General features: G+C 26.2%; 20 protein-coding genes. All 20 read right to left on the bottom strand.

Features of this window, described 5'->3' with window-relative positions:
* Positions 1-247 precede the first annotated feature (247 nt).
* The 20 genes from spo0A to spoIIIAA all read right to left on the bottom strand — a co-directional run bounded on the left by spo0A (position 248) and on the right by spoIIIAA (position 16,932).
* Positions 248-1,078, bottom strand: coding sequence for a sporulation transcription factor Spo0A (gene spo0A / locus G3997_RS07720; RefSeq protein ID WP_442971273.1), 831 nt, complete (start codon positions 1,076-1,078; stop codon positions 248-250).
* Between the two features lie 122 nt (positions 1,079-1,200).
* Positions 1,201-2,229, bottom strand: coding sequence for a SpoIVB peptidase S55 domain-containing protein (locus tag G3997_RS07725; RefSeq protein WP_296645123.1), 1,029 nt, complete (start codon positions 2,227-2,229; stop codon positions 1,201-1,203).
* A gap of 74 nt (positions 2,230-2,303) precedes the next feature.
* Positions 2,304-3,986 carry a DNA repair protein RecN gene (gene recN, locus G3997_RS07730; protein ID WP_296645127.1) on the bottom strand — a complete coding sequence of 561 codons (1,683 nt, stop codon included), beginning with the start codon at positions 3,984-3,986 and terminating at the stop codon, positions 2,304-2,306.
* Between the two features lie 37 nt (positions 3,987-4,023).
* The gene (locus G3997_RS07735; RefSeq protein WP_296645128.1) at positions 4,024-4,836 is read right to left on the bottom strand and encodes a TlyA family RNA methyltransferase; all 813 of its coding nucleotides are present in this window, start codon (positions 4,834-4,836) and stop codon (positions 4,024-4,026) included.
* A 17-nt stretch (positions 4,837-4,853) separates the two neighbouring features.
* Complete coding sequence (gene dxs / locus G3997_RS07740) at positions 4,854-6,710, bottom strand: 1-deoxy-D-xylulose-5-phosphate synthase (protein ID WP_296645130.1); 1,857 nt, start codon at positions 6,708-6,710, stop codon at positions 4,854-4,856.
* Between the two features lie 335 nt (positions 6,711-7,045).
* A complete protein-coding gene (locus G3997_RS07745; RefSeq protein WP_296645133.1) occupies positions 7,046-7,483 on the bottom strand; it encodes a divergent PAP2 family protein in 438 nt (145 codons plus the stop codon).
* Positions 7,484-7,492: 9 nt separating this feature from the next.
* Positions 7,493-8,380: a polyprenyl synthetase family protein gene (locus G3997_RS07750; RefSeq protein WP_296645135.1), complete on the bottom strand. Its 888-nt coding sequence runs from the start codon at positions 8,378-8,380 to the stop codon at positions 7,493-7,495.
* Between the two features lie 2 nt (positions 8,381-8,382).
* The gene (xseB, locus tag G3997_RS07755; protein WP_296645137.1) at positions 8,383-8,598 is read right to left on the bottom strand and encodes an exodeoxyribonuclease VII small subunit; all 216 of its coding nucleotides are present in this window, start codon (positions 8,596-8,598) and stop codon (positions 8,383-8,385) included.
* A 2-nt stretch (positions 8,599-8,600) separates the two neighbouring features.
* Positions 8,601-9,806: an exodeoxyribonuclease VII large subunit gene (xseA, locus tag G3997_RS07760; protein ID WP_296645139.1), complete on the bottom strand. Its 1,206-nt coding sequence runs from the start codon at positions 9,804-9,806 to the stop codon at positions 8,601-8,603.
* Positions 9,778-10,764, bottom strand: coding sequence for an O-sialoglycoprotein endopeptidase (locus G3997_RS07765; protein WP_296645141.1), 987 nt, complete (start codon positions 10,762-10,764; stop codon positions 9,778-9,780). Before G3997_RS07765 ends, xseA begins: the two co-directional genes overlap by 29 nt.
* The gene (gene nusB / locus G3997_RS07770; protein WP_296645144.1) at positions 10,745-11,257 is read right to left on the bottom strand and encodes a transcription antitermination factor NusB; all 513 of its coding nucleotides are present in this window, start codon (positions 11,255-11,257) and stop codon (positions 10,745-10,747) included. Before nusB ends, G3997_RS07765 begins: the two co-directional genes overlap by 20 nt.
* Before the next feature lie 77 nt (positions 11,258-11,334).
* On the bottom strand, positions 11,335-11,697 hold the full coding sequence (locus G3997_RS07775) for an Asp23/Gls24 family envelope stress response protein (protein ID WP_296645146.1): 363 nt from the start codon (positions 11,695-11,697) through the stop codon (positions 11,335-11,337).
* Between the two features lie 123 nt (positions 11,698-11,820).
* Complete coding sequence (locus G3997_RS07780) at positions 11,821-12,456, bottom strand: SpoIIIAH-like family protein (protein ID WP_296645148.1); 636 nt, start codon at positions 12,454-12,456, stop codon at positions 11,821-11,823.
* Between the two features lie 33 nt (positions 12,457-12,489).
* The gene (locus tag G3997_RS07785; RefSeq protein ID WP_296645150.1) at positions 12,490-13,038 is read right to left on the bottom strand and encodes a stage III sporulation protein AG; all 549 of its coding nucleotides are present in this window, start codon (positions 13,036-13,038) and stop codon (positions 12,490-12,492) included.
* A 14-nt stretch (positions 13,039-13,052) separates the two neighbouring features.
* Entirely contained in the window at positions 13,053-13,637 is a 585-nt protein-coding gene (locus tag G3997_RS07790) for a stage III sporulation protein AF (RefSeq protein WP_296645153.1), read from the bottom strand.
* Between the two features lie 6 nt (positions 13,638-13,643).
* Entirely contained in the window at positions 13,644-14,828 is a 1,185-nt protein-coding gene (gene spoIIIAE, locus G3997_RS07795; protein WP_296645157.1) for a stage III sporulation protein AE, read from the bottom strand.
* 14 nt (positions 14,829-14,842) lie between these two features.
* Positions 14,843-15,220 (bottom strand): stage III sporulation protein AD, encoded by a 378-nt coding sequence (gene spoIIIAD, locus G3997_RS07800; protein WP_296649479.1) that lies wholly within the window; start codon positions 15,218-15,220, stop codon positions 14,843-14,845.
* Between the two features lie 24 nt (positions 15,221-15,244).
* The gene (gene spoIIIAC, locus G3997_RS07805; protein ID WP_296645160.1) at positions 15,245-15,442 is read right to left on the bottom strand and encodes a stage III sporulation protein AC; all 198 of its coding nucleotides are present in this window, start codon (positions 15,440-15,442) and stop codon (positions 15,245-15,247) included.
* Between the two features lie 10 nt (positions 15,443-15,452).
* Complete coding sequence (locus G3997_RS07810; protein WP_296645162.1) at positions 15,453-15,974, bottom strand: stage III sporulation protein AB; 522 nt, start codon at positions 15,972-15,974, stop codon at positions 15,453-15,455.
* Complete coding sequence (spoIIIAA, locus tag G3997_RS07815; RefSeq protein WP_296645165.1) at positions 15,964-16,932, bottom strand: stage III sporulation protein AA; 969 nt, start codon at positions 16,930-16,932, stop codon at positions 15,964-15,966. The genes G3997_RS07810 and spoIIIAA overlap by 11 nt, the downstream gene beginning before the upstream one ends.
* Positions 16,933-17,127 lie beyond the last annotated feature (195 nt).

Here is a 17,127-nt window from a genome sequence, read left to right on the forward strand (position 1 = left end):
AGCTATAGCTTAAATAAAAATTTGCTTCGCTCGAGCGACGTGTCGGCGAAACACTTCATGTCGCCAACAATATATCCTCATTGCCATTTTGAGCAACGCGTTGGCGAAACATTNCTTATTTAGGCATAAATATTTCCATAAAAACCTCCTGGATTATAGGGTCATATCTTAATTTTTCCTATAAAATACTATATTATAATAAAATAAAAAAATAAAGTCTTCTAAACTTAGAAGACTTTATTTTATATTATTTAACCATACTATGTTCTAATCTTAATTTATCAGCTATCATAGCTATGAATTCAGAGTTTGTTGGTTTTCCTTTAGTCATATGAACTGTATATCCAAATAATTGATTTATAGTATCAACTTTTCCTCTACTCCATGCAACTTCTATCGCATGTCTTATAGCTCTTTCTACTCTACTTGGAGTAGTGTTAAATTTCTTAGCTATACTTGGATATAATTCTTTAGTTACAGCCCCTAAAAGTTCAACATTTTCTATAACCATTTTTATAGCTTCTCTTAAATATAAGTATCCTTTTATATGTGCTGGAACTCCTATTTCATGTATTATATTAGTTATCTCAGTTTCTATATTTCCTGGATTTCTTACAAACTCTGTTCTACTCATTTGTATATCTGCATGTGTTGCTCTTGGCTTAGTTTCTATATGATTTGTTTTATTTGATACTAATTCTCTTATTCTATTTATAAATATAACAAAGTCAAAAGGCTTAACTATATAATAATCTGCTCCTAAATTTATTGCAGATTGTGTTATTTTATCTTGACCTACTGCAGATAAAACTATTATTTTTGGCATCTTAGGAAGGTTCATAGAATTTAACTTTTCTATTACACCTAATCCATCTAAATGTGGCATTATTACATCTAATACTAATAAATCTGGCTGAGTTTTATTAACTAAGTCTAAAGCTTCTATACCATCTTTTGCTATTCCTAATATTTCTATATCATTTTCATTTGATAAATATTCCTTTAAAACCTGACAAAAGTCCTTATTATCATCAGCTAAAACTATCTTTATTTTCTCGTTCACTAAAATTCCCCCTATTAATAAAACATTTTATTTTTTATATTAAATATTATCAAAAGTTTTTCACTTTAAGCATATTCGACATACTAAAATTATATTCCTTCAATCTATTGAAAATTTTAATATTTATTATTATTTTTTTAACGTTTACTATCTAATTCTATCATTTCATCTATAAAAATACCATAGCCTTTTTTAGGATTATTTTTAATTACATGAGTTATCGCTCCAATTAGCTTATTATCTTGTATTATAGGTGCCCCACTCATGCCTTGAATAATACCACCTGTATAGTTAATTAATCTAGAATCTGTAACTGTTATAGAAATTTGTCTATCACTTTGTTTGTTAGTTGATATATCATCTATATTTATATCATAACTTGTTATGTTTTTGTCTTTATCTTCTAATAATATAATAGCTTTTCCTAATTTTATATCTTTTTTATTACCTACTTCAATTAATTGAGATTTTTTTAGATTTTCTTCTTTAAACTCTCCAACAATTCCAAAATTTGAATTATGATTAAATTTACCAATAGGATTTTCAAAGTCAAAATCACCATATATATATCCTGGATTTAAATCAGTTGCCTTTTTAATATTTAAGTTTGTAGATGAATATATATATCCTTGCTTTATTTTTAATAATTCATTTGTATCTGAATCGGTTATTGCATGTCCTATACCCTTAAATGAAGAGTGTTGTGGATCATAAAATGTAACTGTACCTATTCCTGATATTTTATCCCTAACCCACAAACCCAATCGTTTACCATTTAAATCTTCTTTTATACTTATATATTCACTCATATATTCATTATTTCGTTGAAAATTTATTTTAACTTTTTCTTCATTTATATTATCAATAATTTTAGATATATCTTGATTATTTTCAATTTTTATATCATTTATAGCTACTATATTGTCTCCTTTTTTTATTCCGCCTATATACTCTATATCTTCATCTTCATATCCTATAACAAGTACTCCATCTGTATCTGCCTTTATACCTACTATTTGCCCTAAAGGATATACATATTTTTTATCATTATTATTAATATTTATAATATCTATACTGTTATTTGAAATTAAATTTTCATAAAAATAAGTACATAATATAAAACAACCAATCAAAATCGAAAACAATATAAGATTTTTCTTCTTCATACAAACCTCCAACCCTTATATATTATGTACTTATAATTCCATTTCAAGAAAAATATATTCAAAAAAGAAGCCATTTAAAGGCTTCTTTTTGCTAATTCTATTATTTCAGTAGCATGTTCCATAGTTTTTTCAGTTATATTACTTCCTGCTATAAGTCTTGCTATCTCATCTTTTCGCTGGTTATCATCTAATTTTCTTATTGATGTAAATGTCCTTTCATTTGATGTACTTTTTTCTATACAATAATGAGTATCTGCAGTAGCTGCAATTTGTGGTAAATGCGTTATACATATAATTTGCTTTTTCTTACCTATATTACTAAGCTTTTCTCCAACTATTTGAGCAGCTATACCACTTATTCCTGTATCTATTTCATCAAATACTAAAGTATCTATTTGATCAATATCTGCAAGTATAGTTTTAAATGCAAGCATAAATCTAGACATTTCTCCACCTGATGCAACTTTATATATAGGCTTTATATCCTCTCCTAAGTTAAAGGATATCATAAATTCTATATCATCTTGACCTTTTATATTAAATGTACTTTCTTCAAAATTAACTTTAAATATAACATTTTTCATATTTAAACTCTTAAGTTCGATTAATAAAACTTTTTCTAATTCTGAAGCTACTTCTTTTCTAGCTTTTGTAAGCTCATCCGCTCTATTTTTCAGAGTTTTCTCAAGTTTTTGTATTTCTAATTTTAACTCTTCTACTCTTTCATCTCTATTTAATATTTCTTCTAGCCTAAACTTTATCTTTTCATAATAATTGAATATATCATCTATAGAATCTCCATACTTTCTTCTTAGATTATTTATTTCATCTACTCTAGATTCTATTTGTTCAAGTTCATATGGCTCGAAATCTATATTTTCTTTATAGTTTCTTATATCTCTAGATATATCTTGAAGCTCATACATTATTCTTTCTATATCAGAGTTATACGCCTCTAAAGCCTTATCATATTGAGATATTAAACTTAACTCTTTTACTGCATTTCCTATTAAATCAACAGAATTTACTGATCCATTATATAAATTTTGGTATGCTGAGTTTAAATTACTGTATATTTTTTCACTATTTCTGTATACATCTCTTTGTTTTAACAAGTCTTCATATTCATCTTTACTCAAATTAGCTGACTCAATCTCATTTATTTGAAACTTTAATAAATCAATCTCTCTTTGAATTTGCATATCATCTTTATCTTCAGTTAATAAATTTAATGCTTTTTTCACTTCACTATATTCATCATATATAGATTTATATTGATCCTTATATTTTTCTAATTCTAATTCTCCAAATAAATCTAAAAAATCTAAATGTGTTTCTTTATTAAATAAAGCTTGATTTTGGTGTTGTCCATGTACATCTATTAAAGTTGATGCTATATCTTTTAGCACAGATAATTTAACTGTTCTTCCATTAACTCTAGCAACACTTTTTCCATCAGAATAAATAACTCTTGTTATTATTAATAAATTATCTTCATCTAAATCTAGATCATTTTCATGTAAAACTCTCTTTAAGTTACTACTTTCTGAATAAAATACAGTTTCTATTACGCCTTTATCTGTACCTTTTCTTAAAAAAGATCTATCATATTTTTCGCCTAGGCATAATCCTAAAGCATCTATTATTATAGATTTACCTGAACCTGTTTCACCAGTTAGTATATTTAAGTTCTTATCTATCCCTAGTCTTAATTCTTCAACTAGTGCACAGTTTTTCATATATAACTCAAGGATCAATTTAAATCCCCCTCTTTTTTATATATTTAATATTTATCTATTTACTTAAGTTATGAGAAGCTTCAACTACTTCTACTATTTTTTTATTATAATTTTCTCTATTAAATTCAAATGATTCATTTGTAACTTTTAAATGTATTAAATACTCTATATTACCTTCTGGACCTTTTATAGGCGAATAATCTAAGTCTAATATTTCAAATCCATTTTCAACTGCAAAATTAGATATCATTTCTATAACTTCTATATGTGTAGATTTTTCTCTTACTACACCTTTTTTCCCTACTTTTTCTCTTCCTGCTTCAAATTGAGGTTTTATAAGTGCTACAACTTCTCCACCTTCACGAATAAGCTCTTTACATTTAGGAAGAACTAACTTTAGAGATATAAATGAAACATCTATAGATGCAAAGTCTGCAAATTCTTTTGTATCTTCTATTGTAACATGTCTTATATTAGTTCTTTCCATACAAACAACTCTCTCATCTTGTCTTAATTTCCAAGCAAGTTGTCCATATCCTACATCAATAGAAAATACTTTTACTGCTCCATTTTGAAGCATACAATCTGTAAATCCACCTGTAGATGCACCGATATCCATACAAACTTTTCCTTCTAATGTTAAATCAAAGTTTTTCATTGCTTTTTCAAGCTTAAGTCCACCTCTACTTACATAAGGTATTGGATCTCCTTTTACTAGTATATCAGCATTTTCATCAACATCTACTCCAGCTTTATCACATCTTTGATTGTTTACAAATACAACTCCAGCCATTATAGCTTTTTTTGCTCTTTCTCTACTTTCAAAGTATCCCTTTTCTACTAATAATAAATCTATTCTTTTTTTCATGAATTAACCTTTCTAGTTTATAAACTTTTTATTTTGTCTGCTATCTTACTTGGTGATAATCCTACACTCTCATATATCTCATCTGTGCTTCCATGAGGTATAAATTCTTCAGGTAAAGCTATATTAGTTATGTCTACATTATACTTGTTGTCTATAATAAATTTATTTATATTAGTTGAAAATCCACCAGTTATAACATTATCTTCTATCGTTACCACCCTTTTATGGTTATTAAATAAATCATTTAATAGCTTTGTATCTATTGGTTTTAAAAATCTTGCATTAACTATAGTTGGATTTATACCTACTTCTAATAATAGATCTTTTGCTTGTAGTGCATGTTTTACCATTGTTCCAATAGCTAATATAACAATATCTTTTCCTTGAGATATTACTTCATAGCTACCAATTTCTATAGGATCATAAGCTCCTGTTTCTATATAATAGCTATTTCCTCTTGGATATCTAATTGCAACTGGAGAATTCATATTTGATGATAACTCCATCATTAAATCTAATTCTTTACTATCTTTAGGAGCCATTACAGTTATATTCGGTATATTATTTAAATAACTTAAATCAAACATACCATGATGAGTTTCTCCATCATTTCCAACTATACCAGCTCTATCAATTAAAAAAGTTACCGGCTTACTTGTTATACATACATCATGTATAATCTGATCATATGCTCTTTGTAAAAAAGATGAATATACTGCAAAGTATGGTTTCATTCCATTTTTTGCAAGACCAGCCGCAAATGTAGTAGCATGTTGTTCTGCTATACCTACATCATAATATCTATTCGGATGATTTTTTTCAAATATATTAAGTCCTGTTCCAGATGGCATAGCTGCAGTTATAGCTACTATATTTTTATTTTTATCAGCCATATCACTTAACTTTTGACCGACTTGTTTAGATATTGATATAGCATCCGATGGCTTTATACCTGTCTTTATATCAAACTTCGATACTCCATGGTATTTATCAGGTTGTTCTTCTGCAAATCTATAACCTTTACCCTTTTTAGTTATTACATGTAAAAGAACTGGACCTTTTTTATATTTAGCTTTATTTAAAACTTCTATAACTTCTTTAGTATTATGACCATCTATTGGACCATAGTATTTTATACCTATAGATTCAAAGAAAGAACATTCATGAGGTGTAAATTTACTAATAATACTATCTTTCATCTTATTTGCGGTTTTAGATATTATATTACCTCCTGGAGATACTTGTAATATCTTTTCAACTTCATCTTTTACCTTATTAACAGTGGAATTTCTTATTATACTAGATAAATATCTCGACATTCCACCAACATTTTTATCTATAGACATTTCATTATCATTTAAAATTATTATCATATCAGTATTTGTATATCCAATATGATTTAATGCTTCAAGTGCCATACCTCCAGTTATAGAACCATCGCCTATAACTGCTATTACACTACTATTTTCTTTTTTTATATCTCTAGCACAAGCAATCCCTTGAGCTATTGATATAGATGTACTACTGTGTCCTGTATCAAATATATCATGCTCGCATTCACATTCTTTTGGAAAGCCACTCATCCCATTAAATTGTCTAAGGCTTCTGAATTCATCTTTTCTTCCTGTAACAATTTTATGCACATAAGATTGATGTCCAACATCCCATACTATCTTATCTTTAGGACTATCAAATACCTTATGAAGTGCTAAAGTTAGCTCTACCACACCTAAATTAGATGCTAAATGTCCACCTGTCTTAGATACTGACCTAACTAAAAATTTTCTTATATCTTTAGCTAGTAAATCTAATTCTTCTACAGTCATATTCTTTATGTCTTGTGGAGAATCTACCTTGTCTAAATATCTATACATATTATTTCACCTTTTAATTGACCAAATTTTATTGACTCTTATCTCTTATCTCTTGTTTCTTTTTAACTATTAAATTATAGAATTACATCTACAATTTATAATTCATATTTAATTATTTATATAAATAGTAAATATGATAGTAAATATGATATAACTTTTAAGCATTAAGGTATAATCTCTATCATCTAAAAAAGCCTTCTATGAGAAGACTTTTTTCTTTACATAGTTTTAATACACATTAAAAATTAATATATCTTAGTATTGACTTATACATATTAATTTTATAACATAATAAAACATAAAAAATTATATCATATTTTCTATATCTTTTCAATTTAAGCAAAAACTACAGCTGTTATTATACCTAATATTGCACCAAATAAAACTTCTTTTGGAGTATGACCTATTAGTTCCTTTAATCTTTTTTGCTCTATATGTTTTTTATGTTGAATATCATCTAATATTTGATTCAAAATTGCTGCTTGTTTACCAACAGCTCTTCTTACTCCACTAGCATCATACATTATTATCAATGCAAATACAGATGATATAGCAAAATCTATCGAGTTAAATCCTCTTTCTATTCCAACTAATGTTGCTAAACTTGTTACAAATGAGCTATGTGAGCTTGGCATTCCTCCTGAAGTAACTATTCTTGAAAGTTGTATAAATTTTTCTTTACCTGTAAATATTTTAATAAATTGTGCCAAAAAACAAGCAAGTATACTTATCCATAAGACCTTGTTACTGAAAATTTCCGAAAAAAAGTCCATTTTTCCTCCTTAATATTCTCTATCAATTATATAATCTGCTAATCCATTTAAAAATTTAGCATTACTATCTATCAATTTTATACTATTTTTAGCTTCTTCTATTAATCTATAAGCTACTTTTTTAGATTCATCTAATCCTATTAAAGATGGGTATGTAGACTTCTGATTTTCTATATCACTGCCTACTTTTTTACCTAACTTAGATTCATCACCTATTATATCTAGTATATCATCTACTATTTGGAATGATAATCCTATATTTTTTGCATATTTAGTTATATTTTCTAATTGTTCTTCTGTAGCATTTCCTATTATTGCACCAGCCCTCATACAACCAATTATTATTGCTGCAGTTTTATTATTATGTATATAATCTAGTTTTTCTTTTGATATTTGTTTATTTTCACTTTGAATATCAACAACTTGTCCACCGATCATTCCATATATTCCAGATGTTTTAGCAATTTCATTAATAGCTTTTAAATACTTATTTGGATTTTCTTTATCTATTGAATTTGATAACATAACCTCAAAAGCATAATTTAAAAGAGCATCTCCAGCAAGTATAGCCATATCTTCACCAAATACTATATGGTTTGTTTTTTTCCCTCTTCTTAAATCATCATTATCAAGTGCTGGTAAATCATCATGTATAAGTGAATATGTATGTATCATCTCTATAGCAACTGCAAAAGGTATAACATCTTCTATATTTCCGCCAACTATACTACAAGCTTCCATTGCCAATATAGGTCTTAATCTTTTTCCACCTGCATTTAAACTATAATTCATAGCTTCAATTATAGTTTTTTGATAACCTTCTTCTTTTGGCATATATCGTTTTAGTAAAATTTCAACTTGATTTGCTCTTTCTTTTAAGGCTTGTTTAAATTCCATAATTATTCCTCCATAATATTAAAATCTTCTTCTATACCTAATTGACTAAATTTAGTTATTTTCAATTGAGCATTTTCTAGAAGCTTATTACAATGTTTATAAAGCTTTATTCCTTCTTCATATAAACTTAAAGATTCATCTAGGCTAGCACTTTTAGATTCCAGTTTTTCTAATATAATTTCTAGCTTACTATAGGCTTCTTCATATGTTAAATTCATATTTATACCTCTTCACTTTCTATACTATTTACAACACATTTTATATTTCCATCTCTTAATCTAATATCTAAATTTTCTTTTAATTTTATCTCATTTACACTATTTAAAATATTTCCTTCCCTATGAACTATACTGTACCCTCTATCTAATGTAGCCAGAGGACTTAAATTATGTAGTATTGTTCCTGTATTTCTTAATTTTTCACTTTCTATACTTATAGTGTTTTCAATCTCAAAATTTATTTTATCATATATTTTGTCTATTTGTGTTATTTTATCTTTTATTGTGTATAAATTTAAATAGTTATTTATTTTTTCAAATATATAGTCAACTCTATTTTTATCTATATGTACTTGATTAATTACAGCTTTGTTAATTCTAGTTTTTACAGTTTCAAGCTTATAATTTAAGTCAAGTAAATTAGGAGTTGCTATCTCAGCAGCAGCTGAAGGCGTTGGTGCTCTCATATCTGCTACAAAATCACATATAGTAAAATCAGTTTCATGACCTACTGCAGATATTATTGGTATTTTCGAATTAAAAACTTCTCTTGCAACCATCTCTTCATTAAAAGACCAAAGTTCCTCTAAAGAACCTCCACCTCTACCAACTATAATAGTATCTACATTATTTTCCCTATTAAAAAATTTAATTCCTTCACATATATCATACTTAGATTGTGATCCTTGTACATTTACAGGGTATAATTTTATATTTACTTTTGGATATCTTCTTTTTATAACATTTATTATATCTCTTATAACTGCACCTGTTTCAGAAGTAATAACTCCTATAGATTTTGGCATAGCAGGAATAGGCCTTTTATATTTACTATCAAATAACCCTTCTTTTGATAATTGTTCTTTAAGCTTATTAAATTCAATATATAAATTTCCTATTCCTTCTATTTCAATATCATTTATATATAGTTGGTAAGTTCCATCTCTTTCATATAAGGATATATATCCATTAGCTACTACTTTGGAACCATTGTCTAATTGTAAGTTCTTATTATAATTACTTTTAAATATTACACAATTTATTTTAGATTTATCATCTTTTAAAGATAAATATACATTTCCACTACTATGAATTTTAAAGTTAGATATTTCTCCCTTTACCTTTAAATTATATAAAATTACATCATTTGTTAATATTCTCTTTATATAAGAGTTAACTTCACTTATTTCTAAAGCTCTCAGCTTCATATTTATCAACCCCTATTATAGCACATCCACATGCATTATCAGTTGAGTACTCAGGCTTTGTAAAGTATGAATATATATTTTCTTTTTTAAGCTTTAGGCTTAAATTATTTCTAACATATTCACTTGCTGCAACTCCACCACAGAATACTATCTCGTCTATATTATTCAATTTACTTATATAAGTTAATGCTTTATATAAGTTTCTAACTACTGAATCTAAAACTAATTTAGATATATATTTACTATCTTCTAATTCTATTATCTTGTTTATTTGATTTTCAAGTCCCGATAAATTCATATATCCATCTTTTACTGAAGTTTTTAAACCATTTAATATTTTTCTTTCACACTCTATTGCATTTTTATCTATATACTTTCCGGCAGGGAAATCATATCCTAATTTTACACCTGTTCTATCTATAAGTTGTCCAAAGCTTATATCTTTAGTTCCTCCAACTATTTCTATACTATATTCTAATGAATTATTCTTTTTAGTTACTAATAATATTTCTGTTGTTCCACCTGACATATGTACTGATAAAAATCTATCTCTATTTAATATATTGCTATTTAATAAACTGGCTTCAATATGATTTTCTTGATGAGTTGTTTCATAAAATTTACAATTTAATGAGTTAGATATAGCTTTCCCAAAATTATAACCTACTGTAAATACTGGCATATATGAATTTTCTATAGGCCTTGGCTTTTTAGATACACACACTCCTACTATATTGTAATCATCATATAATGATTTTAAATTTTCACTAAGCTCTCCTAAATTATTTATATGTTGAAATACACCTTCACTTTGTCTTAATCCATTTGAGTTTTTCTTTACATTTAGCATTATTTTTTCACTAAAAATAATACTTTTATCTAAAGATATAGCTGCTATAGAAGTTGTATAGCAGCTAGTATCGATTCCAATTATTATATTATTTTTTTTCAAATTCATTTACAACACTACCTAATATTCCATTTATAAATTTAGGAGCTTTATCATCACAGTAAAGTTTAGCCATTTCTATTGCTTCATTTATAGAAACTTTACTTGGTACTTCTTCTATAAATACTAATTCACATATAGCAAGTCTTAGTATAGATAAATCTACCTTAGGCATTCTATTTACTGACCAGTTTTTTGCATATTTATTTATAAGTTCATCTACTTTTTCTTTATTATCCTTTAAAGTTTTACAAACTAAAGTCATATATTCTCTATCTATTGCATCATCTAATTCTATATTATCTAATTCTATATTTGGGTTGTTTGAGTATTGCAATCTAAGTTCTTCATATCTATTTATTATATATTCAAGATTATCATTTAAAAATATGTTTAATCTATCATCTATATTTTCTATATCCTCTTTATTCATTTCTATTTGATATATTAATTTCATAATATATTCTCTACTAGTTACTTTTCTCGCCTTATCATTTTTCATCTGTTGTAATCCTCCTTCAGGTTTATTATGCGCATATTAAACAATAAAAAAACCCCTGATTTTTCAGAGGTTTTTTATTAACTTTTTTTAGATTGTTTAGCTTCTTCCTTTTCAGCCTTTTCTTTTTTAAAGCTGATTCCTTGAACATGTATATTTACTTGAGAAACTTTAAGTCCTGTCATTGTTTCAACAGTATTTTTTACATTTTCCTGAATTTTAAAAGCTATGTCTGGTATAGATACACCATAATCTATCATAACCATTACGTCTAAGCTAACTTCCTCTTCTTCTATTTGTATCTTTACACCATTGTTTTTAAGTATTTTATCTGTAAATGTTGTGTTTGCTTCCACACCTTCAACTTCTAAAGCTGCAAGTCCTGCTATTGTAGCAACTACATCATTAGATATTTTTACTTGTCCAAAATTGTTATTTTCCATTGCAAATACTACCCCCTTATTTTAAGGAACTATATTTATATATATAATAATACCAAATACAACCACACTTTGCAAGAAAATAACCTCAGTTATTTTCTGAGGTTATTAAGTATGTACTATAATTTAGTTGTTATTATTATTCATTACTTTTATATTTTCATATTTTACATTAGCTTCTTCTGCAACTAAATCAAATATTTTAGCAGCATCTGATTCAGTTAACTTTTCTTCACTTACTACTACATTTACCTTTCCATTGCTTATATATACTAGTGCATTTTCAAAACCTTTAGTACTTAATATATTCTCTATTTTAAGTTCAGAATCTTGATCCTTAACTAACTGTAATTTCATTGTAGATGCTTCTTCTCTTGCTTCTTCTGATGTAGATGGATTATTTATCATCTCATTTAAATCTTGAGTTAGATCATTTCTTTGTTTTTCTCTAGTCATTTTCATATCTAATATATATGTAGCCTTTTTCATATTTTTTTCTGAAGTTAGTTGTTTTTCTATTTGTTTACTTGCTTCAGTAACTTTTTCTTCCACCTTGCTTGCTTGACTATCTACAACTTTAGCTTCTTCCTCATTATCTTTATCTGTATTTTTTTCATTTTGAGCTTGTTCATATGCTTCAAATTCTTTAGAAGTTTCTAATAAAGATTTTCTACTTAATTGGTAATTTACAGTTCCTACTACAACTAACATTGCTGATAAAGTTAATACCACAAATCCTCTTCCCTTATAATTAAATTTCATTTTTATCCCCCCAAAGTTTATTTTTAATATTTATTATTTCGTATATATTTCAACTTGATGACCTTGTATTTGTAATGCTGTTTGCACTGCACTATAAAGTGTTTCTTTAACAAGTGGATCTTTAGCTCCACTTGCTACTACTATTACTCCATTTATTTTAGGTTGATTAGTTTTTATAACTATAGGGTCATTAGAACTTGATGTTATCATTGTCTTATTTTCACTTGAAGTTGTAACAGTTCTTTCTCCACCTTGTTTATCTACTTCCTTAGTTTCTTCCGTTGTTGTATTTGTATTAAATGCTGGTTGAATTTCTTCACTTGATTCATATGTGATCATAACATCTAATTCTCCAGCTCCTTCAATTTGTGATAATATATTTTTTAGTTTTTCCTCTAGTCCTTCTTTAGATTCTTCAGTACTCAATTCCTCTTTACTTATTGCATTAATACTTTCTTCCTGTTTTGCAGTTTCTGTTTTTTCTAATCCCGATATAGCTATAAGAGCTATACCACAAATTACTGCTAAAGATAATAATGAGTATATCTTTTTCTTATCTTTTTCATTTAGATTCTTAAACATCTCTTCATCCCCTATTAATCAATTTGTATACTTTCAATTGATACATCAAGTATTTCAACTAAATCTTCTTTTAGCTTATCTTCATTTAAGTCTATACTATATTCACTACTTTGTTCTTTGTCTTTTTCATTAAATACCTGTTGTGAATTTTCATTTTCTTTAGATTGTATGTCCTCATTTTCATTTTTATTACTATTATTTTTATCTTTGACAGTTATTTTTTCAATTTTATTCCCATCAAATTGTATATCATCCAGCTCATAACCATATTCATTTAATTTTAGTTTTAAAACTTCTTTTAATCCATCTTCATATCCTTTAGATAAACTATTATTACCAGTCTTATCTGCCAATTCATTTATTGAATCTACATATTCTTTATTGTATTCAGACATAGATTTTAAAATTTTATCTTCTAAAGATATATCTTTAGAGAAAAAATTAATTATCGGTGTTAGAACTATAAATACAAATATAAAATTAACTACTAAATTTATATATGGTTTTATCTTAGAAGAAGGTAAAACCATATCAACTATATTAGCTATAAAAGCTCCTATTAAGATTGTTACAATCCAACTTTTCATACTCTCTAACATACTTATCTATCCTCCTGATACTACACTTATGGATGTTAATATAGCTATCGTTACAAAAAACATTATTGTTATAGCTATTATACATGCTAATAATATTATCATTAAGTTTGCTACTTCATTTAGAAAGCTTGATATGTTATCTTCTCCTATAGGTTCTATAGCTATTGCTGATAATTTATATACTAAAATTATTGATGCTATTTTTATAATCGGAACTAAGCATATAGCAACTAATATTACTAATCCAATACCTCCAAATACCCCTTTTAACAGTTGAGATGATGAATATAAAATATCTACAGAATCTGATACAAATCCTCCAACTACAGGAATAAAATTTCCTATAGCAAATTTAGCTGTCTTTACTGTAAAGTTATCAACACTTGTTACGTATAGTCCTTGTACTGATACTAAGCCTAAATATATTGTAAACATAGCTCCTATGCATACTAAATTTATATTTTTTATAAATGATGATAATTTTTTAAGCTTTATGTTTTTAGATAGGTTATTTACCACCAATATGGCAAATGCGATAGATATTGTTACAAATATGAATTGTTTAAATATTACATTTATAAAAGCAACTCCACCAATAAATATAGGATTTAATACTGATGATGTTATTGTACATCCCATAAGTGCAAGTAATGCTATTAATATAGGCATTATAATTTGCATAATACCTATGGTTGCATCTATTGTATCATTACAAATTTCTAATACTTCTTTAAATCCAATTAAAGTTAAAGATACCATTGTTATAAATACTATATATGTAGTTATTTGACTTACCGCATTTGAAGAAAATGAATTATCTAGACTTTTTAGAAGAGATGATAATAATGCTAAAACTAATATTATCATAGATATTTTTATACTAGTTTTTAATTCATCAAATAAAATAATTCCTATATTTTCTTTATCAAATAAATCTAATATATTTTTTTCTCCCTTTATTAAATCCTTTATAAATATTTTTATATCTATGTCATCTACAGTAGATACTTCCTTTATATATTTTTGAATTTCTTCTAAATTAATTTTTTCAAGTTGAGTATCTATATATGAATCTATACTTTTCTTAGTTTCATTATAATCTGTAACTTCTCCTTCATTTGCAAAAGATATAGAAACAGATCCAACTATTATACAAATAGTAATTAGTATTTTCAAATATATCTTTTTCATAAGTTATCATTCTCCTATGGGATAATATTTAATACCATTTCTACAATTGATAAAAGTATAGGGAATGACATTGTCATTACTATGATTTTCCCTCCAAATTCAAGCTTAGATGCTATACTTCCTTCCCCACAATCTTTACAAAGTTGTATTGCAAATTCCATAAGATATGCTATTCCTATTAATTTAATTATTAGAGTTATATATACACTAGGTATGTTAGCCTTTGTTGCCAACTCATTTATACTCTCTATTATAAAACCTAACTTAAATATTACAGATACTAATATGATAACTCCTGTAAGTATTCCTATAAACATAGCTATCTCTGGCCTATCCTTCTTTATTACTAAACAAAGTGTTGTGGATATAAGTGCAACACCAATCATTTGCATTATTTCCAAGATATCTCCCCCTCTTTAGTAAAGTTGAAACATAGTTTTTACTGTATTAAATAAAGCACTTATTTCTGTTAATACCATTCCTAAAACTATTATTACTCCTGCTAATGTTGTAAATGTAGCCCAATCTTTTCTATCTGTTTTTTCTAAAACCATATTAAGAATAGATATTAAGATTCCTACTCCAGCAACTTTTATTATTAATGATATATCCATAATCATCCCCCTAAATTAAAATTATTCCTATTATTAATCCTATTATTGTTGATAATTTTCTATAAACCATTCCTTTTTGATTTATATCTTCTTTAGTTTCTCCAGTTATCTTTTTTAAATTTTCAATTGATAAATCTATCATTCTTGATTGAGATTCTATGTCACTTTTTCCTAAAGTGAATATAAGTTTCTTTAGCTCATCAACCTCCTTATTCTGTAAGTAAGTCTCTTTAATTAAAATATAAACATTATCATTTAATATTTCCTCTAGTACCTTGTATGTATTATTATGTAGTTCATTAGATATACTTTCAAAAAATTTAGATATAGTAAACTCTTTTTTTTCACCTAATCTTTTAAAGACTTCTTCTAATGTATATAATCCAAATGATAAGTCCATTCTCATTATCTCTAATATTCTTATGAGGTCGTTTACTTCTTTATGTCTTTTTATATAAGCTTTATATATATATTCTCCTATTAAATAACTGCACGCTACTAAAATTCCTATTATAAAAATTTTAATTTGCAAAATACCATCTCTTTTCTTCTAAATCATATATTTTTTCAACAGTTCCTGGTCCTTGTTTTGCAGATAATATTATAACTTTTTTAAATAGTTCACTATCTAATAAGTTCTTTAATTCTTTTCTATTTTTTATATCATCTATTGAATCTCCATGAACCGTTGTTATCAAACTTACTCCTCCATTTAATGCAGTATATAATGCCTTTATTTCATCTATATTACCTATTTCATCTGTCACTATTACATTTGGCGACATTGATCTTAAAAGCATTGTTATTCCTATATCTTTTGGACATGTTTCTATAACATCTGTTCTTATTCCTACATTCATTTGTGGTATACCTAGGTAAGATCCAGATATTTCATTACGCTCATCTATTAATGCAACCTTGATTCCATCAAATCCAAACAACTCATTTCCATTACTTATGTTTCTCACTATATCCCTTATTAATGTTGTTTTTCCACATTGAGGTGGCGATATTATTAATGTATTATTTATTTTATCCCTACCCCTTATAATATGATTTATTATTTTATCAGAACAACCTATAACCTCTCTTGAAATTCTTATATTTAATGATGATATATGTTTTATATTTTTAACTTGTCCATCTTCTATGATTGTTTTTCCAACTAATCCAACTCTATGACCACCTCTTAATGTTATAAATCCTTTCTTTATATCATCAATAAATGAATGTATAGAATATTTACACATTATTTGAAATGTTTGCTCTATATCTTCCTTACTTACAATATAAGGATTGTCCATTTTTAAATCTAACTTATTTAGCTTACTATTATAAAAATAATCTTTGTTATTTGCATTTATTATTAATGGCTTTTGAGATCTTAATCTTATCTCTTCAATATTTATATAGTCTTTTGATATATTACTTATTTTTTCTCTTAGGTTTATTGAAAGTGAGTTTATAACTTCTTCTGAAAGCTTACTCATCCCTTGTCCTCCTCTCTTGTTTATATAATAATTTTATTTATAGATATAAAAAAATATTACTAAATTTATAGATTTATATTATAAAATATTTTGTATATATTTATTTTTCAAAATATATGTTTWAMTATTTGTATTTTTATATATACAAAGCAAGGCTGAGTAATCTATATATTAAATTACTCAGCCTTGTTTATA

Origin of the sequence: Romboutsia sp. 13368 (assembly GCF_018336475.1) — a bacterium.
In the GTDB taxonomy this organism is placed as follows: Bacteria; Bacillota; Clostridia; order Peptostreptococcales; family Peptostreptococcaceae; genus Romboutsia.

What these genes read in the sequence shown, in the direction of transcription:
- xseA (WP_296645139.1), bottom strand. Translation starts at nt 9,806, where the DNA reads ATGAAGCTGAGAGCTTTAGAAATAAGTGAAGTTAACTCTTATATAAAG.
- xseB (WP_296645137.1), bottom strand. Translation starts at nt 8,598, where the DNA reads ATGAATTTAACATATGAAGAAGCCTATAGTAAGCTAGAAATTATATTA.
- G3997_RS07765 (WP_296645141.1), bottom strand. Translation starts at nt 10,764, where the DNA reads ATGAATTTGAAAAAAAATAATATAATAATTGGAATCGATACTAGCTGC.
- G3997_RS07725 (WP_296645123.1), bottom strand. Translation starts at nt 2,229, where the DNA reads ATGAAGAAGAAAAATCTTATATTGTTTTCGATTTTGATTGGTTGTTTT.
- G3997_RS07750 (WP_296645135.1), bottom strand. Translation starts at nt 8,380, where the DNA reads ATGGAATTTAAACAAGCCTTAAAAGAAAGAGCAAATCAAGTTGAAATT.
- G3997_RS07745 (WP_296645133.1), bottom strand. Translation starts at nt 7,483, where the DNA reads ATGGACTTTTTTTCGGAAATTTTCAGTAACAAGGTCTTATGGATAAGT.
- G3997_RS07780 (WP_296645148.1), bottom strand. Translation starts at nt 12,456, where the DNA reads ATGAAATTTAATTATAAGGGAAGAGGATTTGTGGTATTAACTTTATCA.
- nusB (WP_296645144.1), bottom strand. Translation starts at nt 11,257, where the DNA reads ATGAAAAATGATAAGGCGAGAAAAGTAACTAGTAGAGAATATATTATG.
- G3997_RS07735 (WP_296645128.1), bottom strand. Translation starts at nt 4,836, where the DNA reads ATGAAAAAAAGAATAGATTTATTATTAGTAGAAAAGGGATACTTTGAA.
- dxs (WP_296645130.1), bottom strand. Translation starts at nt 6,710, where the DNA reads ATGTATAGATATTTAGACAAGGTAGATTCTCCACAAGACATAAAGAAT.
- spoIIIAA (WP_296645165.1), bottom strand. Translation starts at nt 16,932, where the DNA reads ATGAGTAAGCTTTCAGAAGAAGTTATAAACTCACTTTCAATAAACCTA.
- G3997_RS07790 (WP_296645153.1), bottom strand. Translation starts at nt 13,637, where the DNA reads ATGTTAGAGAGTATGAAAAGTTGGATTGTAACAATCTTAATAGGAGCT.
- G3997_RS07775 (WP_296645146.1), bottom strand. Translation starts at nt 11,697, where the DNA reads ATGGAAAATAACAATTTTGGACAAGTAAAAATATCTAATGATGTAGTT.
- spoIIIAE (WP_296645157.1), bottom strand. Translation starts at nt 14,828, where the DNA reads ATGAAAAAGATATATTTGAAAATACTAATTACTATTTGTATAATAGTT.
- spoIIIAC (WP_296645160.1), bottom strand. Translation starts at nt 15,442, where the DNA reads ATGGATATATCATTAATAATAAAAGTTGCTGGAGTAGGAATCTTAATA.
- spoIIIAD (WP_296649479.1), bottom strand. Translation starts at nt 15,220, where the DNA reads ATGCAAATGATTGGTGTTGCACTTATATCCACAACACTTTGTTTAGTA.
- G3997_RS07785 (WP_296645150.1), bottom strand. Translation starts at nt 13,038, where the DNA reads ATGTTTAAGAATCTAAATGAAAAAGATAAGAAAAAGATATACTCATTA.